The sequence below is a fragment of the Lederbergia citrisecunda genome, assembly GCF_018343695.1.
In the GTDB taxonomy this organism is placed as follows: Bacteria; Bacillota; Bacilli; order Bacillales; family Bacillaceae_C; genus Lederbergia; species Lederbergia citrisecunda.
On record NZ_JAGYPJ010000001.1, the window covers coordinates 1,130,854 to 1,157,154 of the forward strand.

Annotated in this window: 32 protein-coding genes and 1 pseudogene; 19 read left to right on the forward strand and 14 right to left on the reverse strand. The window is 32.9% G+C overall.

Annotation, left to right across the window (positions count from 1 at the left end; genetic code table 11):
• Positions 1 to 3: 3 nt before the first annotated feature.
• The 3 genes from KHA93_RS05630 to KHA93_RS05640 form a co-directional block, all read right to left on the reverse strand.
• Positions 4 to 675, reverse strand: a complete 672-nt coding sequence (locus tag KHA93_RS05630; RefSeq protein WP_213109839.1) for a 5'-methylthioadenosine/S-adenosylhomocysteine nucleosidase family protein — start codon at positions 673 to 675, stop codon at positions 4 to 6.
• An 861-nt stretch (positions 676 to 1,536) separates the two neighbouring features.
• The gene (locus KHA93_RS05635; RefSeq protein WP_213109840.1) at positions 1,537 to 1,905 is read right to left on the reverse strand and encodes a VOC family protein; all 369 of its coding nucleotides are present in this window, start codon (positions 1,903 to 1,905) and stop codon (positions 1,537 to 1,539) included.
• A 710-nt stretch (positions 1,906 to 2,615) separates the two neighbouring features.
• Positions 2,616 to 3,110 carry a DinB family protein gene (locus tag KHA93_RS05640; protein WP_213109841.1) on the reverse strand — a complete coding sequence of 165 codons (495 nt, stop codon included), beginning with the start codon at positions 3,108 to 3,110 and terminating at the stop codon, positions 2,616 to 2,618.
• A gap of 356 nt (positions 3,111 to 3,466) precedes the next feature.
• Here KHA93_RS05640 and KHA93_RS23085 point away from each other — a divergent pair, with 356 nt between their 5' ends.
• The 5 genes from KHA93_RS23085 (at position 3,467) to KHA93_RS05665 (ending at position 7,111) form a co-directional block, all read left to right on the forward strand.
• Positions 3,467 to 3,610 carry a phosphotransferase-like protein gene (locus KHA93_RS23085; RefSeq protein ID WP_349772343.1) on the forward strand — a complete coding sequence of 48 codons (144 nt, stop codon included), beginning with the start codon at positions 3,467 to 3,469 and terminating at the stop codon, positions 3,608 to 3,610.
• Positions 3,611 to 4,115: 505 nt separating this feature from the next.
• Complete coding sequence (locus KHA93_RS05650; RefSeq protein WP_213109842.1) at positions 4,116 to 4,565, forward strand: DUF1569 domain-containing protein; 450 nt, start codon at positions 4,116 to 4,118, stop codon at positions 4,563 to 4,565.
• Positions 4,566 to 4,894: 329 nt separating this feature from the next.
• Entirely contained in the window at positions 4,895 to 5,380 is a 486-nt protein-coding gene (locus KHA93_RS05655) for a hypothetical protein (RefSeq protein WP_213109843.1), read from the forward strand.
• 146 nt (positions 5,381 to 5,526) lie between these two features.
• Positions 5,527 to 6,342: a lipid II flippase Amj family protein gene (locus KHA93_RS05660; protein ID WP_213109844.1), complete on the forward strand. Its 816-nt coding sequence runs from the start codon at positions 5,527 to 5,529 to the stop codon at positions 6,340 to 6,342.
• 172 nt (positions 6,343 to 6,514) lie between these two features.
• Positions 6,515 to 7,111 (forward strand): GNAT family N-acetyltransferase, encoded by a 597-nt coding sequence (locus KHA93_RS05665; RefSeq protein ID WP_233711050.1) that lies wholly within the window; start codon positions 6,515 to 6,517, stop codon positions 7,109 to 7,111.
• Positions 7,112 to 7,338: 227 nt separating this feature from the next.
• Here the strand turns inward: KHA93_RS05665 and KHA93_RS05670 are convergent, their stop codons facing one another.
• The 3 genes from KHA93_RS05670 to KHA93_RS05680 all read right to left on the reverse strand — a co-directional run bounded on the left by KHA93_RS05670 (position 7,339) and on the right by KHA93_RS05680 (position 8,717).
• Complete coding sequence (locus tag KHA93_RS05670; protein WP_213112786.1) at positions 7,339 to 7,851, reverse strand: DUF3231 family protein; 513 nt, start codon at positions 7,849 to 7,851, stop codon at positions 7,339 to 7,341.
• 327 nt (positions 7,852 to 8,178) lie between these two features.
• Positions 8,179 to 8,421, reverse strand: coding sequence for a hypothetical protein (locus KHA93_RS05675; RefSeq protein ID WP_213109845.1), 243 nt, complete (start codon positions 8,419 to 8,421; stop codon positions 8,179 to 8,181).
• A gap of 110 nt (positions 8,422 to 8,531) precedes the next feature.
• Positions 8,532 to 8,717: a DUF4083 family protein gene (locus tag KHA93_RS05680; protein WP_213109846.1), complete on the reverse strand. Its 186-nt coding sequence runs from the start codon at positions 8,715 to 8,717 to the stop codon at positions 8,532 to 8,534.
• A 302-nt stretch (positions 8,718 to 9,019) separates the two neighbouring features.
• On the opposite strand from KHA93_RS05680, the gene KHA93_RS05685 reads away from it, so the two are divergent.
• The 3 genes from KHA93_RS05685 (at position 9,020) to KHA93_RS05695 (ending at position 11,447) form a co-directional block, all read left to right on the forward strand.
• Positions 9,020 to 9,283, forward strand: a complete 264-nt coding sequence (locus tag KHA93_RS05685) for a hypothetical protein (RefSeq protein ID WP_213109847.1) — start codon at positions 9,020 to 9,022, stop codon at positions 9,281 to 9,283.
• 507 nt (positions 9,284 to 9,790) lie between these two features.
• Positions 9,791 to 10,783, forward strand: a complete 993-nt coding sequence (locus tag KHA93_RS05690) for a DUF2262 domain-containing protein (RefSeq protein WP_213109848.1) — start codon at positions 9,791 to 9,793, stop codon at positions 10,781 to 10,783.
• A 214-nt stretch (positions 10,784 to 10,997) separates the two neighbouring features.
• Complete coding sequence (locus KHA93_RS05695; RefSeq protein WP_233711051.1) at positions 10,998 to 11,447, forward strand: hypothetical protein; 450 nt, start codon at positions 10,998 to 11,000, stop codon at positions 11,445 to 11,447.
• A 161-nt stretch (positions 11,448 to 11,608) separates the two neighbouring features.
• Here the strand turns inward: KHA93_RS05695 and KHA93_RS05700 are convergent, their stop codons facing one another.
• Entirely contained in the window at positions 11,609 to 12,325 is a 717-nt protein-coding gene (locus tag KHA93_RS05700) for a DUF3888 domain-containing protein (RefSeq protein WP_213109850.1), read from the reverse strand.
• A gap of 540 nt (positions 12,326 to 12,865) precedes the next feature.
• On the opposite strand from KHA93_RS05700, the gene KHA93_RS05705 reads away from it, so the two are divergent.
• On the forward strand, positions 12,866 to 13,408 hold the full coding sequence (locus KHA93_RS05705; protein WP_213109851.1) for a dihydrofolate reductase family protein: 543 nt from the start codon (positions 12,866 to 12,868) through the stop codon (positions 13,406 to 13,408).
• Positions 13,409 to 13,474: 66 nt separating this feature from the next.
• Positions 13,475 to 13,867 (forward strand): GNAT family N-acetyltransferase, encoded by a 393-nt coding sequence (locus tag KHA93_RS05710; protein WP_213109852.1) that lies wholly within the window; start codon positions 13,475 to 13,477, stop codon positions 13,865 to 13,867.
• 566 nt (positions 13,868 to 14,433) lie between these two features.
• Here KHA93_RS05710 and KHA93_RS05715 read toward each other — a convergent pair.
• Positions 14,434 to 14,757: an EamA family transporter gene (locus KHA93_RS05715; protein ID WP_233711052.1), complete on the reverse strand. Its 324-nt coding sequence runs from the start codon at positions 14,755 to 14,757 to the stop codon at positions 14,434 to 14,436.
• 263 nt (positions 14,758 to 15,020) lie between these two features.
• On the opposite strand from KHA93_RS05715, the gene KHA93_RS05720 reads away from it, so the two are divergent.
• The 3 genes from KHA93_RS05720 to KHA93_RS05730 all read left to right on the forward strand — a co-directional run bounded on the left by KHA93_RS05720 (position 15,021) and on the right by KHA93_RS05730 (position 17,520).
• Positions 15,021 to 15,458 carry a VOC family protein gene (locus tag KHA93_RS05720; protein ID WP_213109853.1) on the forward strand — a complete coding sequence of 146 codons (438 nt, stop codon included), beginning with the start codon at positions 15,021 to 15,023 and terminating at the stop codon, positions 15,456 to 15,458.
• A gap of 138 nt (positions 15,459 to 15,596) precedes the next feature.
• Positions 15,597 to 16,055 carry a DUF4830 domain-containing protein gene (locus KHA93_RS05725; protein ID WP_213109854.1) on the forward strand — a complete coding sequence of 153 codons (459 nt, stop codon included), beginning with the start codon at positions 15,597 to 15,599 and terminating at the stop codon, positions 16,053 to 16,055.
• Positions 16,056 to 16,422: 367 nt separating this feature from the next.
• Positions 16,423 to 17,520: an L-dopachrome tautomerase-related protein gene (locus KHA93_RS05730; protein ID WP_213109855.1), complete on the forward strand. Its 1,098-nt coding sequence runs from the start codon at positions 16,423 to 16,425 to the stop codon at positions 17,518 to 17,520.
• Positions 17,521 to 17,673: 153 nt separating this feature from the next.
• Here the strand turns inward: KHA93_RS05730 and KHA93_RS05735 are convergent, their stop codons facing one another.
• The 5 genes from KHA93_RS05735 to KHA93_RS05755 are packed head-to-tail and all read right to left on the reverse strand — an operon-like array spanning position 17,674 to position 19,988.
• Positions 17,674 to 17,973, reverse strand: coding sequence for a spore coat protein (locus KHA93_RS05735; RefSeq protein WP_213109856.1), 300 nt, complete (start codon positions 17,971 to 17,973; stop codon positions 17,674 to 17,676).
• An 18-nt stretch (positions 17,974 to 17,991) separates the two neighbouring features.
• Positions 17,992 to 18,186 (reverse strand): hypothetical protein, encoded by a 195-nt coding sequence (locus KHA93_RS05740; RefSeq protein WP_213109857.1) that lies wholly within the window; start codon positions 18,184 to 18,186, stop codon positions 17,992 to 17,994.
• Between the two features lie 17 nt (positions 18,187 to 18,203).
• Positions 18,204 to 19,340 carry a zinc-dependent alcohol dehydrogenase gene (locus tag KHA93_RS05745; RefSeq protein WP_213109858.1) on the reverse strand — a complete coding sequence of 379 codons (1,137 nt, stop codon included), beginning with the start codon at positions 19,338 to 19,340 and terminating at the stop codon, positions 18,204 to 18,206.
• An 18-nt stretch (positions 19,341 to 19,358) separates the two neighbouring features.
• The gene (locus KHA93_RS05750; RefSeq protein WP_213109859.1) at positions 19,359 to 19,727 is read right to left on the reverse strand and encodes a spore coat protein; all 369 of its coding nucleotides are present in this window, start codon (positions 19,725 to 19,727) and stop codon (positions 19,359 to 19,361) included.
• A 15-nt stretch (positions 19,728 to 19,742) separates the two neighbouring features.
• Positions 19,743 to 19,988 carry a spore gernimation protein GerQ gene (locus KHA93_RS05755; RefSeq protein WP_066255762.1) on the reverse strand — a complete coding sequence of 82 codons (246 nt, stop codon included), beginning with the start codon at positions 19,986 to 19,988 and terminating at the stop codon, positions 19,743 to 19,745.
• Between the two features lie 139 nt (positions 19,989 to 20,127).
• On the opposite strand from KHA93_RS05755, the gene KHA93_RS05760 reads away from it, so the two are divergent.
• The 4 genes and pseudogenes from KHA93_RS05760 (at position 20,128) to KHA93_RS05775 (ending at position 21,817) form a co-directional block, all read left to right on the forward strand.
• A complete protein-coding gene (locus tag KHA93_RS05760; RefSeq protein WP_213109860.1) occupies positions 20,128 to 20,385 on the forward strand; it encodes an ATP-binding protein in 258 nt (85 codons plus the stop codon).
• Between the two features lie 15 nt (positions 20,386 to 20,400).
• Positions 20,401 to 20,550 (forward strand): annotated as a pseudogene (locus tag KHA93_RS23820) (ATP-binding protein); the annotation flags it as partial.
• A gap of 268 nt (positions 20,551 to 20,818) precedes the next feature.
• On the forward strand, positions 20,819 to 20,995 hold the full coding sequence (locus KHA93_RS05770) for a hypothetical protein (protein WP_213109861.1): 177 nt from the start codon (positions 20,819 to 20,821) through the stop codon (positions 20,993 to 20,995).
• A 147-nt stretch (positions 20,996 to 21,142) separates the two neighbouring features.
• Complete coding sequence (locus tag KHA93_RS05775; protein ID WP_213109862.1) at positions 21,143 to 21,817, forward strand: hypothetical protein; 675 nt, start codon at positions 21,143 to 21,145, stop codon at positions 21,815 to 21,817.
• Positions 21,818 to 22,123: 306 nt separating this feature from the next.
• Here KHA93_RS05775 and KHA93_RS05780 read toward each other — a convergent pair whose 3' ends face one another.
• Entirely contained in the window at positions 22,124 to 22,702 is a 579-nt protein-coding gene (locus tag KHA93_RS05780) for a histidine phosphatase family protein (RefSeq protein ID WP_213109863.1), read from the reverse strand.
• A gap of 1,124 nt (positions 22,703 to 23,826) precedes the next feature.
• Here KHA93_RS05780 and KHA93_RS05785 point away from each other — a divergent pair.
• Both KHA93_RS05785 and KHA93_RS05790 read left to right on the forward strand, forming a co-directional pair.
• On the forward strand, positions 23,827 to 24,354 hold the full coding sequence (locus KHA93_RS05785) for a sigma-70 family RNA polymerase sigma factor (protein ID WP_213109864.1): 528 nt from the start codon (positions 23,827 to 23,829) through the stop codon (positions 24,352 to 24,354).
• On the forward strand, positions 24,347 to 25,909 hold the full coding sequence (locus KHA93_RS05790; RefSeq protein WP_213109865.1) for a hypothetical protein: 1,563 nt from the start codon (positions 24,347 to 24,349) through the stop codon (positions 25,907 to 25,909). Before KHA93_RS05785 ends, KHA93_RS05790 begins: the two co-directional genes overlap by 8 nt.
• Positions 25,910 to 26,301: the final 392 nt, after the last annotated feature.

The following is a 26,301-nucleotide window of genomic DNA, read 5'->3' on the forward strand; positions in this document are numbered from 1 at the left end:
TATTTAAATAAATCTTTTTAAATATTCGCCAAATATTTTGTTCATGACTTTGGGGGTGTTTTCTAAATAAACATTAATTTGTTCAATGTTGGATTTGAATTTATCAGAGTTTCTTTCATCTGTTGGAAAATCAGATATTCCTTTTATAATAATGCACTCAACATCATTCTTCTTACAGATATAAGCAATTGCACCCGCTTCTGTATCGGCTATTGTTATTTCGTTTTCTTTAAGTTCTAAATAGTCCTTCCACATAACTACTGCTTTATCAGCAGTGCCAATTGTTCCGGTATAAAAATCATTTCCATATTTGGAAAGGTCAATATCGACTATGAAGGATTGTTTAATAAGAGGCTCAATTTCTTTTACTGTGCAATCATATTGAACGGCTTTATCGGGTACAAAAATATCTAAATTACTGAACTTATCATCTATTCCTGCACATGTTCCGGCAACGATTACTTTAGTTAAATTAAATTTAGGAATCATATACTGATTACCACCAACACCATTTACTTTTCTCACACCGGTACTATAAAAAACAAGTTCAGTATCATTAATTGTTCTTATGAAATACTCTCCATAAGGATAAACGAAACGTTCGTTATCTTTTATGCCAAAGTATTCCAACGCCGCTTCATATTCCCACTTCGTTGCTATACTTATTCCTATCATCGATTTATCACCCTACAAATATAATTTGTCACTATTATTCACTTTAGCAATTCTAATCCAAATGCATAGAAACGCAAAGATTAGCCAAGAAAATACATTAACTATGGTGGAATTACATAAAAAGTACCTTCATTTTAAGTGATATACGTCTAACATTATACCATATATTGGAATACCCATTCCTTATTGTATCGCTTGAAATTTCGTTCATAGTCGATCGGTGGAAGTGCTTACCGGGGGCGATTCTTTAATAATGAATGATCGCTTTTTCCTTATTGAAGTAACGAAGCAGGGAGTTGAAGAAGGTAAAATATCATTTCCAAGAATAAATATTAATAACGACTTTATGAATTAGGAATTGATAGGGGGAAAGAAGTTCTTGACTCCTATTAGCTGGTTTAATCGAAGAAGGTTTTACGCTTTTTTGTTGAAGTTATTAAAATAATTAGAGGTTAATTGAATAAAGACATCTCGGTTGAATTGCTTTGAATTAAGTAAATGACATTAGTAGGACAAAACTTGGATAATGAAATTTTAAGTTTTACGGAAAGAACAATACAAGAATCGACCAATCCATCTTTGTTTTTCTGAATTTTATCTTTGTCTTGTCTACACTTGTTTTAATTTACTATTGATTTGCCAAATGAATGTAACGGCAAAACGGGGCCAAATCCAGAGGGGCCCCGTTTCCGTATGTGGAAGAAAAAATGATGACAAAGCAAAAGGGTAAAATGGATAAAGGCTGTGATTTAGAAAATAGTTTTGTCCATCTTCAGTAAAGCTATCCAACTCCTATTCATTCATCAATCTTCTAAGTGAGTGAAAATATTCCTCTTTTCACTCGCCTATTGCAATATTCGCTTATCTTTCTACCAATTCTAGCTTCTCACCATTCGGACCATGAAAAAAGGCAATTTTAACATTATCATTTAAAATGGTTCGAGGTTCTTCATCTATTAATTTGACACCTGCTTCCTTAAAGCGTACGAGTTCGGCTTCAATGTCTTCAACAGTAAAGGCCAAGTGGTTTACGATTCCTTCGTTTTCAACCTGAACGCCAAAAACAAGTTCAATCTCTACACTTGGCTGCTCTGGAAAATATAAAAAGGCCAGCTCAACAGTGTCATTTAACCACTCTCTATTTCTTAATTTTAAACCAAGGATGTTTTGATAAAACGCTAAAGACTCGTCCATATCATTGACCATAATTCCTACATGTTCCATTTTCATAATGTATTCCTCCCAACCAAAAATAGTATGTATCGTACTTTTATATAATAGTCTATAATTGACTATTCCGATAGTGGAAAAATTCAAATTATAGATGTTCTGGATTTTTTTGATCTAGGGGGAGACTCGGAGTAATTAACTTAATAAGCGAAGACCGGGAGACCCATATGAAATTTCACCTGTTAATCTTTATACAATCGAGTGCATGGTCAAAAAAGATGAATTCTTTTTGCTGAACTTATTGTACTAATGGAGCAGGTTTGTTGAACAAAAAGAATTTGTTAAATATTTTTTGAGTGGCTCATTCTATAAAAAAATTTGATAATATAAAGATGTAAAACCTGGAAAAGAGGGGTTACTTATGTTGTATTATAAAGAATCTCCAACACTAATAGGAAAAAGAATTTCCTTAAAAAATATAAATCCAGATATAGATAACAAGCAGTTTTACAATATGTTTCTTGAACCAGATATGCATTTATGGACAGGTAACAATATTCCAAATAATGAACTTTAAACATTCGAGCTTCTTTGCAAAAGAGAAGTATAAATATAGTTGAATTGAAACAAAAAAGCCATATCAATGATAAGACTTAAGAAGGGGTCTTATTCAACTAAAGCATGCTTTAGTTCTATATCAAAAAAGGAATTTCACAACAGTAAAATAAAGCCCCCTATAATGGAATAACTGTAAAGCTAATGAAGCTTTTTTAAAAGCCACGTTTCCCTGCCCAAGCTCCTTGCATTTTATTAAGGAATACAATTTGCCCAATATGATATGCGTCGTGCATTGCTAAACTCTTCAGTTCAAGCACTAATGAATGATCTTCTCCTGGAATCTGTCTATACAAATCTTCATGTTCTGATTTTGCTAGTATTTTTCCAAGTTCACGATGAACATAAAAGTATTCTTGTTTTGTTTTCTTCCAATTTTCTAACGTCTCAGTTGGTAATCGAAATGTAGATTCATTATTTTCTGCCTTTGGTTCATTAGCTGTTTCACCAAGAAATCGCATCAGAAATCTCTTTTCATTGAAAAGTAAATGACAAACTAATTCCCAAATGGAATTCATTGGCCCATCAGCTGGTTTCCAAATTGCCTGTTCAAAAGTGATGTCCTCTAGCACTTTTTCAAGTGGTGGAAACCAGTCTTCTTCATCTAAGCAGCTTGCCCATTGCTGTAACAAAAGTGTTTTTACATCCATTTTCTAATCCCTCCAATTTAATCCCTTTACTAGATAATCCGGGTTGGTAAAAATTCAATTGCGGCTTGCTGTAGAGAGTTCTCTAATTAAGGTTGTCTTCCCAATTCTTTTAACTTCTTTCTTGATAAAAGTATTTTTTTTCTTCCAGCATAACTACACAATTAATTAATTTATATTTCTATCTAAGATAAAAAAATCCTTTAATTATTCAACTTTACTGCCATTTAGTTGGATTAGGATAATTGATAATTATTCTACAAATAGCAATAAATTTCATTTACTAATATTTTATTTTATAAAAGCAACAAACTTTGCAAAAAGACATTTTTGCTGGATATCCCTTTCATATTGTTGAAGTGTTTTGCCCTTTGGTAATTTGCCGCCAAAGAAATATTGAACGTGGAGATAGAACCGAGGATCTATCAGATTGGCAAAGCAAAACTATGGCAAAAGATATACCATACAATTATGCTGTCAACACATATTTAAAATTCTCCTGAGGAATGTGCAGGTTCTATTCTAAAAGGTTTGTTTGGAAATCCGAAGTTTAGCGTATACGAAGTACCTTTATGCGGTTACTGCCTAAAAGCAATGTTATGTCATAATCAAGAAAGCTATTCATAGTGATTTGCAGAAGAGACTACTTTGATCTGCCCGTCATTAAGGGTGGCTTTTTCTTTTCAATGGGAGCCAAATAATGAGATTTACAGATTGTTTTTTTTTGAAAGAAGTGTTTTGCTTTTACAACTTCCTTTGGAATGTAAAAAGGATTGAAGATGCATTTAATAATAAAGTAGTAAATTTGCATATTTTTACTAGTGATATTTAGAGCATCCTATATCTGTTAATGGTTGCAAGAGTTAAAGAAGGGTTGTTGCAGCAGCGCTCTTTTCTTCTTGTGCGAAGGGCAGTATAGTTGAAGAGTGTTGTTTAACTTGTGTTCAACAATCGGGCAAAAATAAATTAAGAAGGTAGACTCATTATATTTAAAGGGGATATGCACTAATGAAAAATATTTTTGATCATATGTATACAGCAGAAGTTTTAAAGCGTATTGACAAATTGAGTCCAAATTCTCAACAACAATGGGGAAAAATGGATGTTGCCCAAATGCTAGCGCATTGTTCATCTTTCCAAGACATTGCAATGGGAAATTCTTTTCCACCAAGGAGTTGGTTAGGAATAATAGTAGGGAGGTTTGCAAAACAAATAATTTACAATGACAAGACATTGCCCCATAATATGTCTACTATTCCAACTATTTTGATTGCAGATGATAGAGATTTTGACACAGAAAAAGAGAAGCTTAAGCAAAAAATTATCACATTCCAAAATAATGGACCAGAGAAGTGCACAACTCATCCGCATCCTTTTTTTGGAAAACTCACTTCTGAGCAATGGGGTAAAGGAATTTACAAACACCTTGACCATCATCTTAAACAATTTGAAGTTTAAACATTGAAAAACAAAATGAAACGATGTGCATCGTTAGTTGAAGAAAGTATCTCTATGCCTAATTACTATCTATTCTCTTTCATAAGATGAACAATGCTTTGATATATTCTCAATTACTATTTGAAACAATCAACAGTATGTCTTTTTGTTTTTGTAAGATCTATTGTTTTGCTTTAAACGGGCGCAATTGTTGAATAAGCTTCCCTTTTCTTATGATGCGTTAATCGAAGAAGGATTAACGTTTTTTTTGTTGAAGTTCTTAAACTAATAAAGCAGTTTAATTGAAGAATTTTGTTAGCAGATCTTTATTTAAGGAAGGAGGCACTCGTTTGTTTTTATATCATATGTTCATTCAAATTGATATCGACGTAAATATAAGTTCCCAAACGGTTTTAAAGGAAGGATTAAATCATATGACGGCAACCAAATGGTATTCAAATAGCGCTAAATTATTTCCAGAATTAACAGATCGTTTCAGACCAGCAAATTTACCAAAATGGATTGATTTTGAAGTTGCTTTCAAAGCAGATTTGGAAGGATATGAAAAACCTTACTATCGATTTCCTGTGTTTAGTGATAAAATTTTAGTTTTTAACCAAGATATATCAAGTGATTTATTTGCTTATATTGAAGATATATATGATGGTAGCAAATGGCGTTTTGTCGAAGGATTACCTTCAAAGGAAGATTTAATGAAACATTATTGGGCTAGTATGAATACTCTAGATGAGTTTTTGAAAAACAAGCCTTTTAATAACCCTGAACTTTATATTTTTGAACCAGTTCCAGCACAGTTAATTGACTATATAGAGTAAATTCTTGTTCAACTAAAAAGGCGTTAATCGAGAAGGATTAACGCTTTTATTGTTGTTATTATCCTTAAGGCAGGTTAGTTCAAAAGAAAAATGATTTATATGGTAAAATTAGGGCATTAAATTCATTTGAAAAAGAAGGTAACATAATGGAGTTCTTAACTGGAAAATTGATATTTATAGCTTTGTTTGTTTTTATCATCCATTCGATAGAAACGCTAGCTTACGCTGTAAGATTGTCAGGTGCAAGAGTTAAAATGATAGCTTCAGCTTTATCTCTCTTTAACATAATGGTCATGGTTTCAAGATTAGCGAATATGATGCAACAACCCTTCACTGGTAGTCTAATTGATACTGCTCCAAAAAATAACGCTTTGGAGTTTGTTGAAACTCAATTTCGAATTCTCATAGGTGCATCAACGGTTGGAACAGTTTTTGGGATAATTCTACTTCCTACGTTTATAGCTTTATTTTCAAGAGCAATCATTCACTTATCAGAGGAAAAAGGATCTGTACCTTTCCTTATTAAAAGGATATTTTCTTTACAGTACATAAAGCGTGCCATAACACATTTTAGTCTACCTAAGTTTACATATTTGCAGGATACAAGAGTTAAAGATATACCCATTAGACTATTTTGTGTAAATATGATAATTACTTCAATCTATACAATCGGTGTTTTGTCTGCACTATACGCAGCTTTATTAGCTCCCGAAAGGCATTCTGCAGCAATTATGGCATCAGGATTAATAAACGGTATAGCAACAATACTTTTAGTTATTTTTATTGATCCAAAAATATCTGTAATAGCAGACGATGTTGTTAATCAACGAGGAAGTTACAACAAGCTAAAGAATATGTCATTAATGATGGTAATTTCAAGGTTGTTTGGCACAATACTTGCTCAATTGTTGTTCATCTGGGGAGCAAGATACATAGCTTGGTTTACAAAATTCATAGTGTAAATGTTTTCAAGGGGGACGATTCTTATAGAAGGAGAAGTGCCCTTTTTGTTGAAGTTTTTAAACTAAAAGCAGGATAGTGTAATAAGGAATTTTATTAAAGGAATTTTATTACAGATGGCGAACTATAAATTAGGTAGGAAATAGGTAAATAAAATTAAGGAGCTAAATGGATATGGAAGATGTGATACGAAAGATAGATTATAGCAATTATTTTTGGCAAGATGATAAAGTTAGGTTGCGTGCTATTCAATCTGAAGATTGGGAAGGAGATTATATAAGTAAGTTTGATACTCCTGCTCGTCGTTTATTGGAATGTGCTATTGAGCTGCCTCCTACAATCTCAGGTTCTAAAAAGTTCGTAGAGGAAAATGCAGATTTTGCTTCAACAAATGGAAGAATAATGTTTACTATAGAGAATTTAGAAGGTAAGAATATAGGTGGTATTAATTTAAATAGTATCGACGAGAGAAATGGAACATTTAGTATTGGAATAGTTATTGATAAAGAGTATCGTGGGAATGGATACGGTACAAGTGCAATGAGAATTCTTTTAAAGTATGCTTTCCTTGAACGAAGACTTAATAAATTCAATGACTATGTTCTTGAAGGAAATGAAGGATCTGCTAAGATGATGAAAAAACTTGGCTGTGTTCAAGAAGGTGTTCGTCGACAAGTTGTATATATAAACGGACAATATTTAGATTTTATTTTGTTCGGATTAACAAAAGATGAATTTGTTGGAATGCTAAAAGAAGAAGGTACTTTTTAAAAGGTAAGCGATTCTTCAATATGAAGGTTGCTTTTTCTTACTAAAATACATTGTGAAACATTGCGCTTTAACGAACGGGTGCGTTAATCGAAGAAGGATTAACGCTTTTTTTGTTGAAGTTATTAAGTTAACGAAGGAGGATAGTTGAAGAAGTTGTTTATTAGCTTCACTATTGACACAAAAAGTGAAAAAAAAGCGTCACTTAGACGCTTCAATTAAGAATTATATTATTTTTCTTCAGAACTTTTAAGGTGTAAAGGAGGAGGAATTAACCATCCTTTTTCCTTATTTAATTTTAAAAATTTTCCACCTAATAGAGCCTTTGCGGCATGAAATTGTCCGAACATCATTCCGATATCCTCGCGAATGCTCTGGCCCATTAATTGACTACAAGCAACTAAACCAGCTGCTATATCCATGGAAACAGCTGCACTAATTTCTGGATCCATAATTCTTGCCCCCGCTGGGATGCTTTCAAGATCTGCTGCTGGTCGGTCAGGAGGTGAAGGAGGTGGAACAACACCATTAGAAATTAATAATTCTTCGGTTTGAATAATTTCTTGTTTTAATCCCTGCATAGAATCTTCCAGAAGTCTTTTTAAATCTCTGTCACCAGTGTGATTTATTAAAATTTGATATCCAACAAGATGACCTTTTGCAGCTAATAGATAACTCCAGACACCAAATACTTCACCATAGTGCATGGGTTCAACTTGTGGGTTTCCACTTAAAATTCCCATAGTAGCACTCCTTATCATATTTATTTCCTCCTTAAAAAGGAAGTATTTCCAATGATTAGTGTGCGACTATTTGTCGGAAATATTCATTTGTCTGTAAAAATTAATTATGAACAGTTCGAGGAAATTGTGTATTAGTAAGATGTTCCTAGTTAACTAAAGGAATAAGTAAGGTTGAAGTTGAGAAAAAATGCACTTAAACTAACTAGGGCGATTCTTATATAAGGAATTGTGTTTTTATCATCATCGTGTCTTAATAATTTGGTCAATGTATAATTGACAGATGATGTGTAGTAAACAACTAAATTTAATTAAAAACAAAAGCAATAATTATTCATCTCTGAAAAAGAAACCAACAATAGTGTCATTCGCATCATACCATTTGTCGATGATCTCATTTGTGTTTAATGAAAAGATATCTTTTAGAAACTCCATCTCAAGTGAATTTTCAGGTGAAGATTTCATTTCTAATAAACTTTCTTTTATTGTTGATTGTTTTCTATCCTTAGCGGAAAAAGGGGATGCTATAAGAATTTGTGCAAGTATTTGATGATTAAGTTCAGTAAACTTCAATGCTAATTCCTCCTTTTAAAGAAACATCTTTCGAAGAAATAAACTTTTCATACATTATGTGCAATAGATGAGATAAAAAGACGCTCAAAATTACAGAGTATCGATATAACTTAAATTTGTTTATCTTGCTTTTCGAGCAATTCGATAATTTTATCTAACTTTTTATTAATATCACTAGGATCACTATTATTCGCCTTAGTATTAATAAGCATTCTTCTAATAAATAGTGCGAATGAAATAACTCCCAAGAGAAGTAATAAAATTCCTATAGATTGAGCAATAAGAATATCAATCATAAATAAAATTACCTCCAACTTTTTGGATAATTATACCATAATAATCTTGATTAGGTGTGTCACAGTACGAATACAATATGCAGTAGCTTGGGAATTTCTAGAGCAAAAAAAATACGCTCTTCTTAATTAATTTGGATCAGGCTGTGAAGGATTGTACTTAAGCTAACGAGCAGTTTAGTTTAATAAGGAATTTGAATACTTTTACGAATTATTGTTTAATATATTCAATACAAAGTAACAACGGAATAACCTTATTCGTAAAAAAAGCTAATATCCATTAAAATAAAAGAGGCTAGAATTTAATGAAAGAAACAAACACTAAGTCAATATTAGCTTTAATATTAGCGATTTTGTCTTTTTTTGTACCAACAAGAGGTATAGTATTCGCTACAATTGGTGTAGCAATTGCTACTATTAGTTTTGTTTTATCAATAAAAAGTTTAGAAGAGATTAGAAGATTCAAGCAAGTAGGGAAATGGTTTGCTCGCTCAGCTTTTATCTTTAGTATTGTATCCGTATTATTGCACTCGCCTAACTCATGGAGTATTGACAAGATACTTCCGTAATACCCTTTTTTGGTATTCTGTATTTAATTCTATGTAGGAATTATGAACTTTGTAGAAATGTTAGTAAAAAGTGGATTTAATCCTGAAAGAAGGAATAAATCAGGACGAACTTCAATGGATTTTGCAAAGTAGATAAACGATTATAAATTGAGAGAAACTCTTAATTATTGTATAGGTTCAATATAATTTAATTCTTCACAATAATATTAGATCTTGTTGAACTAACTGGCAGCGTTAATCGAAGAAGGATTAACGCTTTTTTTGTTGAAGTAATTGTATTATAGGGGCAATATATTGAAAGAAGATTTAAGTATTGTGACTCAAAAACATCTAATGTATAATACAACACTTGTTTTTCTATTGTGATTTATTAATCTATTAAATAAATGACCCATATTTAATGTGAAAAGATCACAAACTCGAAATTATATAGTATTTAAGAATTAAGAAGTCAAACATTTACCTATGTAGAAAAGTGAGTTTATATCATAAAAGGGGAACCAATTCATGATTAGAAGATTGATTAATTATCTATCAGTACGATTATCTAAAGTGAAAAAGCTTGATATTGATTTAAATGAATATTTTCCATTAACAGTTAATGATTTTAAGGAATACAAAGGGATTTATACATCAAAACAAGATAATTTTCCCTTTATATGCCTTAGTGAAAACATGAAAATGCTAGATTTTGAAGGGAAGAATACAATATTACAAAACCGAACATATATAAATGGTGAAGGCTCTATTTTGATTTCAGATGAGCTTGTCATAGGAAATAGCAAAGGTAAAGTTTATGAGTATAGCCGATACAGAAATGGAAAACAAACAGTTCATCCAGTTCCGATGGTTTATATAGATACATATAAAAAAGGCTTGTATCCAAACAACGTTTTCGTATTTAAATCGTTTAATACACAGTTTATAAATGACAAAGAAACGCTGTGTTTATTGGTAAAAAAAACATTTTATTCTGGATGGCGATTACAAAGGATTGAAAGATTGTATCTTTTAAAGGGCGTTGGGATGGTAAAATACGAAGAAGAATCCTTTTATCCTTATAAATTTAAGCTCTCTTACAAAATATCTGAAGAAAATAGTGGTTATAGAATAATAAATAATGATATTTTTGGGAATTTATTATATAACCCCAGCTCAGAACAATTATCTGGAATGGTTCAAATTGCTTTTGACCATTGGGTGAACCTCATTATATCAACCGGAGCAGGATATAAAGAAGATTCAATGCTTAAAGTAGAGGGGATTTTAAATGACCTTATTAAAATGGAATACCCTCTCAGACAACAAATATCCGAGGAATTATTAGTCGTATATAACGATGAATGGAGCGAAGGAGAAGTTATTACTTCAAAAGAATTTGCGGAAAGAATAAGATTAAATACCATTACACTATTTGATGATGGAAGTATTGATACTTATTTCGATGATGGAGATCTATTTTGGGGGCATACAATTCTAGCAAAAGCTCGAACATGTTGATGTAATTCGTTAATTTATGTAAAAGTGTTGCTAAATATAAGAGGAATTACTTCGATACAATATAGTAGTTAATCAAGAAATAAAAAAGAGTTATTGATAATGGGTAATTAAATGTAAGATATCGATTATATCAGGAGTTGCAACTGCAACTCCTTTTATTATTAAGCTAACGGGAAGTTTAGTTCAACAAAAAATGTTAATGGAGGTAGATTTTATGGATTCTAATTATAAATGTTTTATTGATATTCATTTCAGTGGTGGAGATATTCAATTTGACGTTTCAAGTGACACACAGTTATTTAGTTTCAAATCAGGTATAGGTTTTGTAGCAATCCCACATTTTTTCTCTACGCTTTCCTTTCTATATAAGGGGGAAATAAGTGAGGCAAGATTGGATTGTCACGGAAACTCTGATTATTATATATTTTCCAGTGATGGTTTAAACCTTTTTATTGAACATATAAGCCATTGTCCAGATGGTATATTAAAATATCAATTTAAGCTGAAAGAGTATATCGAAGTTATTTATACAGAATTTCAAAAATATCTGCAACAACTTGAAAAGGAAGGAATATTACCTTTAAAAACTCAAGACTTTGCTCATCCATTAGGTGATGATGTATTAAATGCTTTTTATGATTTTTCATCCCTTTTTAGCCGTTAATTTTATAAAACTATTTACGTTGTTCAACTAATGGGGGCGATTGTTAAAGAAACAAATGAAAAGAATATAAGAATGGGCTCAAATGAACTGAGCCATTCTTTGTGATAAAAAACGGAACCCGTTATACCTTTTAGGGGTTTTTTGTTCATACAACATCTTGTTTACCGGGCTTTCTGTTTTATAATGTCTTGCCAATGTGGAGGAAGATCATGTGTTTCAAGATGTTCAAATTTCTTTAATTTAATTTGGCTAGGAATTATTGTTGGAGCAATTTCAAAAATCAGTCTGTCTTTTCCTACAGAAATATGTGCTCCAACCACTGGTGTAGTTTCTAATGTTATTAAAAAATGAAAGGTACGGAACCCACCAATTCTTTTTACATTTACGATTTCAACTTGGTAAGGATAGACCGATGGCGAATAAGTTAGATATTCAGAATAATAATTGCTCACCGCAGTATCTATTTCTGGACCTAATAAAAGCATTAATATATCATTGACCATCATTTCTTTTGTATCTTTAGGTGGCGTTGTACTTTCATGTTTCCACCCTGTCAAAAGCCAATCAAAAAACTCAGCTGATTTCAATCGAAGCTTTTGATTCTTTTGGGTAAGTATGACATCACCATCTGCCAGCGTACAAAATTTTGATTGATTTTGAATATAGCAATTATATGCAGGTTTTACTATAGCAACATCACCGTTTTTCATTTTAATTTTTAAAACGGCAATCGGAGTTTTTTTATATACTAATTCTGATGATTCTTTTACAGGGCTTGCTGTGTTAATCCATTCAATCACTTTTTGTATGACGAATACTTCAATACCATCATTTTCATTGAAAGTTCGTGTTCCTCCGGAAGTGCGGTTTATTTGCATTGAAGCTACATCCTCCAATTTCATTAGGCCATTTGCCTTTACTAGTTGAACCGGGAGAAAAATTCCAGTAAAGAACAGGAATAATATAACTAACTTTTTCATTAATTTTTCACCACCATTGCAGTGCTCAAATACTTCTTATTATTTTTCCTCAATAGAAAAACTTGATGATTGCCATTCTTTTGTAATTAAGATATAAAAAAGCAACTCTGAGAGCTGCTTTTTTTAGTTATCTGGAAGGATATAAGCAATAAGATTAAAAAAGATAAGAAGCAATAATAATCACTACAAAATGTAAAGGAGTTGTATACAGATAATAAAGTTGATTAATTTACAATAAAGTCGTTTGAAAAATAATAAAGGCATTTAAAAAAATGTGAGTCATTTTATTCAACAAACGGGCCATTTAATGGGATAAGGCTTAATGAACTTCCTGTGGAGTGAAAGAAGAATAAAATTTAATCTCGTGAATTTAAAGGAAATTATAAAAGTTTTATAGAAAATATTTAGAAAGTTCGTTTTATAGGGAGGGATTTCTGAATGGCAAAATTGATTTATCATATTGCAATTACACTTGACAATTTTATTGCAGATTTGAATGGAGTAGCAGACGATTCTATATTTTTAAACGAGGGTGATCATGTTACAGATTTCATATCTGATATTCAGCAATATGATGCGGTATTAATGGGGGGGAAAACATATGAATATGGCTTTCAATTCGGTCTTAAGCCTGGTGAGCCTAGCCCTTATAACTTGAAGCATTTTATTTTCTCAAACACAATGCAGTTTGAATCAAACGATGAAGTGAAATTAATTAAAAATAACACGCTAAGCTTTATACAAGATCTCAAAATGAAGGAAGATGGAAAGTTGTGGCTCTGTGGTGGAGGTAACTTGGCGGGTTCATTAATTCAACATAAACTTATTGATCAATTAGTCTTAAAAGTTAACCCTGTAATGATTGGCACGGGGATACCTCTATTTGGCAGTGTTAAACCTAGTTTGAATTTGGAATTAGCTGATATGAAACAATATTCGAACGGAGTCCTTAAATCAACGTATAATATCATTTATTCTTAGCAGGTAAATGTGAAAATCAATTGTTGATTGATCCTTTAGATTTTTTAATATAAGAGGAGTAAGAAGATGGAATTACATACCCAAAGACTAAAAATCGTTCCTTGCACAGATGAATTATTATCAACGATTTCAACAGAAGAATACAAAATAGGCCCTCATATAAAAATGTTTTTGGAGAAACTTAGAGAGGATTCTACTGAATTAGGTTGGGGTGTATGGCTAGTTATCAATAAAGAAAGCAATACGATTATTGGCGATATTGGATTTAAAGGTAAACCTAATTCAGAAAATACGGTTGAAGTAGGATATGGAATTATAAACAAAGGTTTTGCAACTGAAGCCTTAAATGAAATTATTAATTGGGCGTTTACACATGATGATGTAGATAAAGTAGTGGCTGAGTGCCTACATGATAATATTCCATCCATTAAAGTGTTAGAAAATTGGAACAGTGAATGAAATGTTAAAATGGGAATTAAAAAAGGTGAGATGAACTCAATTTAATTATCTTAATAATAGAGCTATTTTTACGGAAATTAATGAGAAGTCTTTGAAGCTTTACATTGCTTAATAGAAACTCAAGGCGGTAAATAATAATTCATTTTTTAATCGCAAAAGAAAATCAAATTACAAAATAAACTTATTCAATAAAAGGGCGCAATTCTGTAGTAAGAATTACGCTCTTTCTTTATGTTAAGGGCCAGATTGTTGAACAATAAGGTTTCAGTTTGTATTTCTATAATGGTTCAAACTACACTTAAGTGTCTTTAACTTGTTAAGATTGCATGATATGGTTCCTCTATCACGCAGCCCTACAGTTACTCGTGTTTGACAAGCAACCGTAGAGCTGCTTATAATTGATAAATTTTATATTTTTAAATTTAATGGTCTTAGTCCGGTGGTATATCGAACTAAGGCCATTGTCTATTTTTATATTATCGACTTGACAGAGTGCAGTTTAAAATGAGGGGATTCCGATTATATTTTGCAGATATGTTAATCTTGCGCCGCTCCAGACATTATCCTCAAAGATAAAGTCCATCAGAAGTCTCCTTTTTAGGTTTCAAATTGACAAGCGCAATATTAAGCACGACAATGATCATTCCTACGATAAGATTAATTGTAACTGCTTCATGTAGAAATAAGGAACTCCCTAAAATAGCTATAACAGGGATAAAAAAAGTATAAGTTGATACTTTGCTTGCCTCCCCCGAACTAACCAGTGTAAAGAAAACAAGCCAACGAAAATAAACGGTATGTTCCATGAAATGGACGACCAGCTTTCTATTCCCGTTCCAACTGTAAGTAGAAACAGCCCCCCAATAATAATATGAAACGTAGTTAGCCAAATTCCATCAACTTTTTGGGCTGTTTTTTTCATATACACCGTACCTAACGCAAAGAAAGAGAAGTAGTAGAAATTTGACTAACACTAGGGAGTTAAATTAGTTATTTATTCTAAAATAATTTAAGATTGTGAGGGAATGTACTTAAAGTAATGGGCAGATTTATTGAAGAAGGATATTTTTCTGTTTTAAGCGAATTAGAATTTCAAACAAACCTTACACGAATACAGGTATTGAAAATAACAGGAACATAGGAGGTATGAGATATGAAGATCAATAGAATAGATCATGTGAGTATAAACGTAAATGATCTTTCAGAGGCTAAAGAGTTTTTTCTTGATTTAGGACTTGAAGTGCAAGCGGAATGGGAATTGGATGGAGAACAGTTGGACAGAATAGTTGGGCTTAATGATGTTAAAACGGCATGTGTAGGATTGGGGATGCCAGATGGTCAGGCATGGATAGAGCTTGTCAAATTTTATACGCCGTCAGATGAAAAAGATATTCAGCAACCTTTTGCAAATACGCTGGGTATCCGACATATTTGCTTTGCTGTTGAAGATATTGACTCTATTGTTGCAAAATTGAAAAAGAAAGGCACGGAAATCTTTAGTGAGATACAGCAATATGATGAAAGTTATAAGTTATGTTACGTTCGTGGTCCTGAGGGAATTATTTTAGAGTTGGCGGAGAAAATCAGATAAATATTGAATGGGACTTTAAATGATTTAGATCTCCAACTTTAAAGATTTCTACTTAAACTATCAAGGGCGTTAATCGAAAAAGGATTAACGCTTTTTTTGGTGAAGTTATTGTACTAAAAGGCAGGATGAATCAAGAAGATGAATCCTTTGAAACCATTGATATTCAATACCACTATTAAACCGAGGAGGTGTTGTTATGAAAATGAGATGTTTTTAATACTTGTTGCGATATTAAATGTTTCTGCTTGTGGTCAAAAAACTCTTAATGAAGAACACAAAGTATTTTTATTCAACAAAGGTTGGTTAATTAAAAAGTCTATCGAAGTTGAAACCTATATATTAGATATTCCTAATGAAATGCTTAGTAATTATGAAGCGAGTGGTATTGCATTTTTGAGTGAGTATTTAGGAGAAGAAGTTACACAATATTCCTATGAGTTAAAAGAAGAAGATGTTGAAGGAAAACGTTTGAAAGCAGTAGTATTCGAAGCAGAAGAGATTATTGGGGGTTATGGAATTCTTCCAAGTTGGACACCCGGTACATTTAATTTGGACGATAAAGAACGTCTAATCAATGATCAAATGATTAAACAATAAAATTCGATAATGGTTAGAAAATAAGTTCTTCTTTACCTACAGGGGCTACTCTTAAAAATCAGGCTGCCATTTGCCATCTTTTCTTATTCTACTAACGGGGCAGTTTAGCTTAAGTACATTTCTTCACAAAATTTAAAAAGAAAATTTTCCTGTTTTTTTATAACAGCTTAACGTGGATTCAGGAATATTGAACTTCGCTATCTGCTAATTGAATTCTTTTTCCTCTGTAGACCTTTAAATTTCGAAAACAATCGAAAACAATCATTCAATCTTCTTTTCATATAGAAAACTTATTAAGAAACATGCACTAGAAAAAATTTAAATCATATATAGGAGATATCCCGTTTGAATGCTTGAGGAGGATATTATGAAACCTATGTTACCTAGTGAAAAATATTTCGGTAATTTAGAACTGGTTTATGCATTTTATGGGGCTATGCCTACAGGTGTTACTGTTTCAGAAACCGGTCGTATTTTTATTTGTTTTCCGAAATGGGGAGACGATGTTAAATTTACGGTGGCGGAAATTGTTGAGGATAAATTGCAGCCTTATCCTAATTTACAAACCAATTTGGTTAACCCCGAGAATATCACAATGACTTTCATCAGTGTCCAAAGTGTAGTTGCTGATGGAAGGGGAACGCTCTGGATATTAGATACAGCAGCACCCAATTTTTCTGAACCTATTAAAGGGGGGGCAAAATTAGTCGCTGTTGATTTAGAAACCAATACAATAAGAAAAGTATATACCTTTACAGAAGATGTTGTCCTGCCTACAACTTATCTGAATGATGTCCGTTTAGATTTTCGTGTTGGAAAAGTAGGTTATGCCTATATAACGGATTCTTCTTCAAGAGGACCAGGAGCTATTATCGTCGTAGATTTATCAAATGGAAACGCGTTTAGACGGTTAAATGGAACAAATTCAACTTCACCCGATCCCTATTTATTACCGAAAGTAGAAGGTCAAATTTTAATGAATCGAAACAAAGACGGTTCAACTTCTCCATTTAGATTGGCGTCTGATAGTCTTGCGATTTCTCCCGATGGGAAGATATTATTTTTTGCTCCACTAACCAGTCGGCATTTGTTCTCGATCTCAACAGAAGCCCTGAGAGACAGAACGATACCGGACATGGATTTAACTTATCATGTGGAGTATTGGGGAGAAAAAGGTGCGTCTGATGGAATGATCACCGATGTAAAGGGAACTGTTTATGCTGGAGATTATGAAAACAACAGTATCCGTAAGATATTGCCAAATGGCATAATGGAAACTATAGCACATGATCCGAGAATATTGTGGCCGGATACTTTTTCAATTGGTCCGGATCAATATTTGTATGTAATTGTGAACCAATTACATAGACAGCCTAGATTTCATTATGGAAAAGACTTACGACAGAAACCATATAGTTTACTTCGTATCAAAATTGATGAATTTCCTGCTCCGACCTTTTCATAATAAAAATAGTCAATTAATTGTTTTCATTGTATAGTATAAAACAAACACGAATAAGCAAGAAGTATTAACTTTATTTACTTCTGCTAAATAAACTCAAAATGGTTTAATAGGAACAGTTTATTTGGTGAGTGTTAAACTGTTCCTGGAAATTTTTTATAATGTCGGTAAGTTCAATGCTGTATTGATACTATTTAAATCCAAACTGATCTGTTTGTTTGTATCCCAAGCAAGGTACCATCCTTTTTCTGCCATATATGCGGATATTTGTTCATGCATATCAAGAGCTTCCACTAAATGGCGAGTGAGCATTTCTTTAATTTCCGGTGTTCCTGCCTCCGTAACTGCCATGGCATAATTTCTAATTCCACTTTTAGCTGAAATGAGTAGATCCATGGCAACGACTTGATCCGATATTGCGTCCATGCCAGTTAAAGTTTCAATGATTGGATTCATGTTCATTCATCTCCTAATTTAATGCTTAGCGTTTGTAAGGATAGAAGCATATTCTTGTAATTGTCTCGTAGATACATCAATGTCTTGCTGCATAATATCTTTTAATAGCTGATCTGTAACTAACGCTTTCATCGTTTTGGATTTAGTTAAACTAGTGGTCTTAAATGCAGCCATCTCATGGACCTCAAGAACTTCATGTAAGGCGTACTTCAATTTTTATACCTCCTTCCTCAAGGTTTCAACACGACTTTTATACAATCATCCATTTTTGTGTCAAAAATCTCATAGCCACGCTTTGCTTCACTAAGTGGAAGTACATGACTTACGACATCTCCTGGATCGATTTTTCCCGTCGAAACTAATTCAAACATATATGGCATATAATGAATCACAGGTGCTTGTCCAGTGCGTATATTGACGTTTCGGTTCATAATATCACCCATTGGGAACCCATTATATCTTCCACCATAAACGCCTGTGACCTGGATGTTTCCGCCTTTTCGAACTGCCTGTGAGGCGATGATAAATGCGCTAAACGCTCCCCCTTGAAGTTTCATTCCGCTCGCCAGGAACTCTAAATCAGTCATTTTACCGTCCATACCAACTGCATCAATGACAACATCTGCGCCGCCATTCGTCATTTCTTTTAAATGCATTCCCACATTTTCAAAGTGTTCGAAATTTACAATTTCAACTTTGTTGGTACGTTTGGCGTGTTGCAAACGATAGTCTACATAATCTACGGCAATGACACGCTTTGCTCCTTTTAGCCAACAGAATTTTTGAGCGAAAAGACCAACGGGACCACAGCCAAGAACAATAACTGTATCTCCACCCTTTACGCCTGCATTGTCAACACTCCAAAAACCAGTAGTCATCGCATCGGCAATAACTGCTAACTTTTCATCTGGTTCTTCACAAGTCTCTGGAATTTTAAAATGAGTAAAGTTGGCAAACGGAACTCTTAAATATTCAGCTTGCCCACCTGGATAGCCACCCGTCGTACCAGAATATCCGAAATAGGCACCCATATCACCATTATCATTAGAATTATCACATTGGCTTTCCAAATGGTTTTTACAGTAATAGCATTCACCGCATGCTATATTAAAAGGAATAATGACACGATCTCCCTTTTTTAGCTTAGTCACACCTGAACCAACTTCTTCGACGATTCCCATAGGTTCATGGCCAATAACATAGTTTTCTTGCAGGTTAGGAATCATGCCGTGAATTAAATGTAAATCAGATCCACATATAGCTGTGCTCGTTACTTTAATAATCATGTCATCTGGTTTTTCAATCTTTGGATCTGGAACTTCTTTGACTACAACATTTTTAATACCTTGATACGTTACTGCCTTCATTGGTTACAGCCTCCAGTGTTAGTGTTCATCAGGTGTCCGGTCAAACATACCTTTTCTATTGGTCTCAACAGGAAATAGATTCATTTTGCCAATCATCAATGTATTGTTGGCAGAGAGTTGGTCTAATTGATATTGTTCACTTAGTTCATATGGATGGAACCATTTTTTACTAATCATTAGTTCTGTAATTTCTTGGTGCATGGCAATACCTTGCATTAACTGGTTTCGTAAAAGCCTTCTAACATCAGGTGATGCAGACTCCGTTAATGCAACAGCAATATTGCGCACACCTTCTTTGGCACGAAGAAGTAAATCCATCGCAAATGTAGTATCTGCTAGCTCTGGTACGTGTAGCGCGTTTATAGGGTCTAAATAGTCCTGGTTCAATGATTTGCCTCCTTTTTAATTTATTATTGGTGTTGGCCGGTTTTGAGGAACTGGAGCTTCAAAAGGTGCGCGTTGATAAATTGCCTGTAATTCTCCAAGCGCTTGCATGGATTGTTCAACATCTTTTTGCATTAATGCTCTCAAATCATGATCAAATACCAGTCCTTGCATTAGTTTTGATTTCGCTAAGCATAGGGTTTTAAAATTAATAACTTCATGTAGATCCAAAGACTCATGATCGGCTAATTTTTGATTATCCATTTCTAATTAACCTCCTTATTCTTTAATACAATCAATTGTATTGTTCCAAAAAAGGGGGGGGAAATTCTTTATTTAAAATTGGCAGATTATCTTAAATGGTTGGAATATTCATAAAGAGTTTTTGTTTCTGGAGGTTGTGGTGCTAATACTCAGCATAATTAATGGTTTTTCATTGAAGATATTTAAGTATTTTTTCCTGTTGGCTGGAATTAGTTCAATAGTAAATGCAATAGAAAGTTACAAGCAAAAAGAGCAGAAATTTAAAATAGATGTTGTTGTTTCGATTATTTCAATTCCTAAAAATGGGTTTGTAGAAATCCAAGGCAGTATAGAAGGAAAAAATGTCCTAATAAAAATAATCGATAATGGAATTGGGGTAAGTGAGGAGCGAGTTTAGAAATTAGGTGAGCAGTTCTATAGTAATAAAGAAAAAGGTACTGGTTTAGGTTTAATGATATGTTTTAGAATTGTTCGGGAACATAATGGGTCAATAAAAGTAAAAAGTAAAGAAAATGAAGGTACTACGGTTGAAGGTAGGTTACCAATAAAAACTTGTCAATAGGAAGAAACCTAATGAATTAAACCATATATAGCAGTTAGGAAAAGAATATGCACTAAGGTAATACAACGCCATTAAATGCAAACGAAAAAACCTCCAATGGCTTATTCATTTGTTATAAAATTAATTAGATTGTGAAGGATTGTACTTAAACTAACGGGGGCGTTTCTACAAATGAAATGGTAGCTACAAAGAGGATAACTGTATTTTTGGTTCTGAGTATGAAGCTAAAGAATGGACAGATGCTTTATATCCAGATTTTGTTGCTTATTTGGGTAATCAAATTAATGTAGGATATACAACACCTGATAAAAAAGTAATTAAATATATAGCCTCTGTTTGGCCTCAATGGGCTGATTATAACAATTTACTAGTCGATATCAATACAGATAAAACAAAAATAGGCGACCAAACTATCTATAGAATTTGGACACAGCAGAAGATATGAACAAGGAAAGATTGTGAAGAAATGTACTTTTTCTAAAGTGGGCGTTAATCGAAGAAGACGCTTTTTTTTGTAGAAGTTTTTAAGCTAACGGGCAGGATAGTGGAATAAGGTACCATGTTAGGGAACACTTAAATGAGGTGTGAACTAATGAAAAAATATATTATTTTAATAATGGCATATCTTCTAGTTGTTGCGCCTAATAAATCAGGGGCAACAATTAGCGGGTACTATATAGTTTCGAAGTCAGGTAAGGATGATATAACTATGTATGCCAAAAAAATCGATGACTTATATTATGACTTCAAAATTGACTTTAAGGGAAGGATTGCATCAAGACCTTTTTGGATGAACGTTACAAACCCAACCTATGCCCCGAAAATATATTATGAAGACATCAACCAGGATGAAAAGAACGAGTTAATCATAATCCTGACGAAAGGTTATGGTACTGGTGCTTTAGATGAAGAGGTTTATGTATTTGAAACAGATTCTAATCGATTTGGTGAGGTACTTGTTGATAACCCCCTTGCAGTAGTATTAAAAAATACGAAAACCAGGTTAACACTAACTGCAGCGAAATTAAGTATTGGAGACAAGCAATATGTTGTAAATATAAGTCCAGTAGGTATCAAGCCTGAGAATATATTTAAAGATATATATTTTGGAAGCATTATTAAATATGAGTTAGAAAACAATCACCTTATCGCTAGGTTAGCTGCGCAAGTTTCTCTAGCACACTCTATTGGTGAAGTTATTATTACTTATGAATATCGTGACAAAATGTATCAAGCAAGATCAGTGGACTTTCGGCCCTACAAATAAAGTTTGTGAATAATTGTACATAAGCTAACGGGAGCTTTTCTTGAATAAACAATAGTTGGTATACAATATTGGACGTACATAAAATAAAAAAGCCACTTGGATTGATATTTTAGTGGAATAATCCAGTGGTTACTACAATTAGAATATACCAACAACACTGGTAAAACTGATTAAATATATAAAGTAAGCTTTTTACTACAATAACAATATCAAAAAAGGTACATCTCCTTCTATATGGAGAGCACCCGTTGCTTTAAATAGATTGTTTCACATATCAACTTCTATGGATTGAGTGAAAGTATCTCTTTATTCACTTGAGAGGTGCTTTGCACAGTTGAAAAGTTCACAGTTCCAATCTGAACCATTGTAATTTATTGTTGTCATGGATGTATTATGAAAAAACACATCAATATTTGTAGAAGGGATTAATCCTTTTATTGTATTGCCAATTAAAGCCCCGTGACTTACAACCAATATTCTTTTGCCTTTATAAGTCTTCATAATTTCTGATAGAAATGAAGTTCCTCTGCGGGTTATCGATTTATCATCCTCAATTCCTAGGGATAAACTCTCCCACTTACTTCCCCACCTATTTATTCGCTCTTCAAGAGTGGTTCCTTCTGTCTCACCTTTATGCATTTCTCTTAATCGGTGATCTGTTTGAACGTCCAGACCAAGTGTTTTAGCCAGAATATCTGCCGTTTCTTTAGCTCTCGAAAGATCGCTTGAAAAAATCAGATCCCATTTCTCACTTTTCAATCGACTCGCCAATGCACGGGCTTGTTGACGACCTTCTTCATTTAGTGGTATGTCACTCTGTCCTTGCGCTCTTCTTTCAGTATTCCAGTCAGTTATTCCATGTCTAATCAATACAATTTGAGTCATTATATCAAATTTTCTCCCTTCTCATAACGCCATCATAATTTACGAAAAACTTGAAACTAGTTCCCTATAATGACTTTTTAATCCGACATATATGTTTAATCTGTTAGAGCATACCAACACCATCAGTGTAGCCTATAAAATAATTAAAGCAAACCTTTTAAAATAATGATTATAGAAATGGAACGTTAGGTATTGAACTATCGGGACAGTTATGTTGAATAAAAGAAGATGGAATTTTTAAGGGGGTGGTATATATATATAAAATGGAAATTTGTAATACCAACGTTAATTGTAATCATTTGATATTCTTTATAAGTGGCTATAGATATACGGCGCTAAGTGCTGCCAAAAGTAATACTTTCCTTTCGAAGGATGCAGAGTTGATGGAAAAATATGATAAAGGCTCATCTGTTATTTTTTTATTTAAGAGCGAAAAACAAAAAATATACCAAACCGTATTATATGAAAGGTCAGGTCTGTTTTTCCGCAGTAGTACATCAACTAATAATCCGTATAGTTCTGATTAAATTCAAACAGTTGGAGGTATTAGCTTTACCACCAAAAATGATGCAGCCACATTGCTGAGTGTAATCTCATATGATGAAGAAGTCGCATATATAGAGGCTGGTGTCGAGTCTAACTTAGAAAGAAAGTAAATAAACAAAGGGTAACGTATCTCTTTCTTGTTTCCATTCAGTGAACAAATTGATTTTCTTTACCCAACCGCATTTAATAAATAGGGAAAAAGGCTTTATTATTATGGATACCCCAAAGATACAAATGTATTTAAGAGCGAAGATTTTAAGTGGCATAAAATCGAAGGACAATAAATAAATTTCCTTTTTATTATTGGGGGCAAGACTTAAAGAAGGGTTACTACAGCGACTCTTTTTCTTATTCCAATAACGGGTGCTATTCTCAAAAAGGAGAATAGCACTTTCCTATTAAACTAACGGGCAGTTTAGTTCAATATGCGTTTGATAAATTCTACAGTTCAATTAAACTATTGAAGCTTTTGTGTCGGGAAAGTGGTCTACTTACATAATATTTTGCAACCATTCCTTTCGGGTTCCGTCTAAAGTTTGAAGGGGGTGTGAAGCATCATAGAAAACAGAAGGTTAGAAATGGAACAAATTTTTTATTCAAAAGAAGAAACCGTTGAATGGTTGATGAATGAGTACGGAAAAATGATTGTCAGACTTGCATTTACATATTTAAAACAAGAGCAACTTGCTGAGGATGTTGCGCAAGAGGTATTCATTAAGTGCTATCAGAAGTTAGATACCTTCCGAAATGAATCATCTTATAAAACTTGGCTATACTCTATTACAGTAAATTTATGTAAGGATAGACTAAGGAGTTGGAGCTTTAGGAATATCGTTATCAATAATTACCTCTCCAATAGTAGTATTAGTAAGAAAACTCCCGAGTCGGATTTAATGGACATAGAGTCTAGAAGAGAACTTTCGCAGCTTGTATTAGAATTACCTGTTAAATACCGTGAAGTTATAATTTTTTTCTATTATGAAGAATTAACTTACCAACAAATAACACAGCTATTAGGGATCAGCGATCAAACACTTAAATCTAGGTTGTATAGGGGAAGGAATCTCTTGAGAAAGAAGTTAGAGGGAGGGAGAAGCAATGACTGATATATTAAAAAACTTAAAGGAAGATATGAACGATACTATTTTAAAAGAATTAGATTTCAATGAAAAAAACAAAGCAGCAGTAAGAAAAAGTTTTGGTAACAAATACGTACAAAGTAAGAAAAGATGTTTTCCGCATATGGGGTTAGTATTAAGTGTATGCTTCACCATTTTCTTTATCGGAAGTATCAGCTACTTTGTTTTAAATAGTCTAGGTCTTAATGAACAGGAGAACCTTGCAGTTAATGAAAAGCTAGAAGAAACGAACGAGAAAGAGAAGTTCTCGATTATTGCACAACCTGAACCGAAAGAGAACTTTGAAGATATGTCAAAAGAAGATATATTAACGAGACTACTTAACTCAGTAGATTATTTTGAAACTGCAGCTGGAACTTTTGAAACTTTTGATTCTTATTATGATGGATCAATAAGTAAGACTAAAATAGAGTACAAATATAGTAATAATAATGTAATTGGTGGATATGAAAAAGTAAATGGTTACCCTGATGAAAATAATCCCAATTCAAATTCTGAAGGCTATGAAAATGAGCGTTATTATAACAACAGTACAATATGGATGTTAGATTTAAATCGAAATGAATATGTTTCCCAAAACTATGAGTTAGGTGGTAAAAAAGATAAAGTTATTCCAAATGATGTCTTTCAAATTGATTTATATAAGATATATGATTCAGCAGAAAAGTTCAGAGAAAGGCCACCAGTCAGTGGTAATTTATTCTATTATGAATTTGTGGCAAAATATTTAAGGTATGAAGACCAATGGGAGATTGAAAAACAGAATGAAGAACTACTTGGTCACAATACAATAGTCATTTATGGACATATAGATGAAAGCATCAAAGAGACTAATTATGTGCAGCCAGCTGAAAACAGTTTTCGTATTTGGGTTGACAAAGATACAGGAATCATTATGAAGAATGAAATTTACAACAACACAGGAGATGTAATCAGCTATTTACATCCATCTTCCCTAGTTATTAATAAAGTATATGAAGAGGAAGAGTTTTTACCTATATTAGACAAATATAAAGAAAGACATATACCGAATTTCCCTGTAAATGATGAAAGAGAAAACGATATTGAAGTTATTGAACATGCTGATGCTATTCCTAGTAGTGTACAAAAAGTAATGGAAATTCAACGAGAAACAATTCCGTATTTTTATGAGTTCAATGATACAAAAGTAACAACATTTTCGGCTAGTATTGAGGAGTATAAAGGACAAAAGCAAGCTTATGTAGTATATAGCTATGACAAGCCAAATACAGAGCAAGGATCGGGTTCAAAGTTACTATATACAAGAATTTATCCTAGGGACTCAGTGGTTAGAACAACGGGAGACTTTAATTCAGAACTAGGAGAAGAGATAGAGAACTTTACTTTGAATGAAATAAAATGGAGTGTATTTGAGATAAATGGGACACCAGATATTCACCTTAAAGGAGATAAAGATGGGATTATATATGAAATAGTTACGCAAGAGGTATCTCTACAAGAAGTTAAGGAGTTACTAGCTAAATTGATAAGAAGTTCATAATGTTAAATAAGGTGTTAGTCCTTACTTTGGGTTAACAACTTTATATTGAGTTAGTAAGGGGAAAGTAGAAAGTGCTAAAGACGAATATGTGATGTTTTTTACTCTGGTAAAGGACCGTCAAGATTGCTTTCTTGAAGTCGGAGATGAAATCAAAATATCAATAACTAAGTAAGTGCCCTTCCTTGTTTTTCAACTAAAAGGGGCTTTAGTTCAACAAGGTAAATAAAAAAAAAACGGCCCTTAAGATTAGGTAGATCACGGGGGCGAGCACCATGGGCAGTTACGTTCTACCCTGGCCACAGATAAAATAAGACCAAATAAAATAAGGTTAACCAGTAATAGTTAGCATTCTGGCTAACTTTATAATACGAACGGGGCAGTTTAGTGTGAGG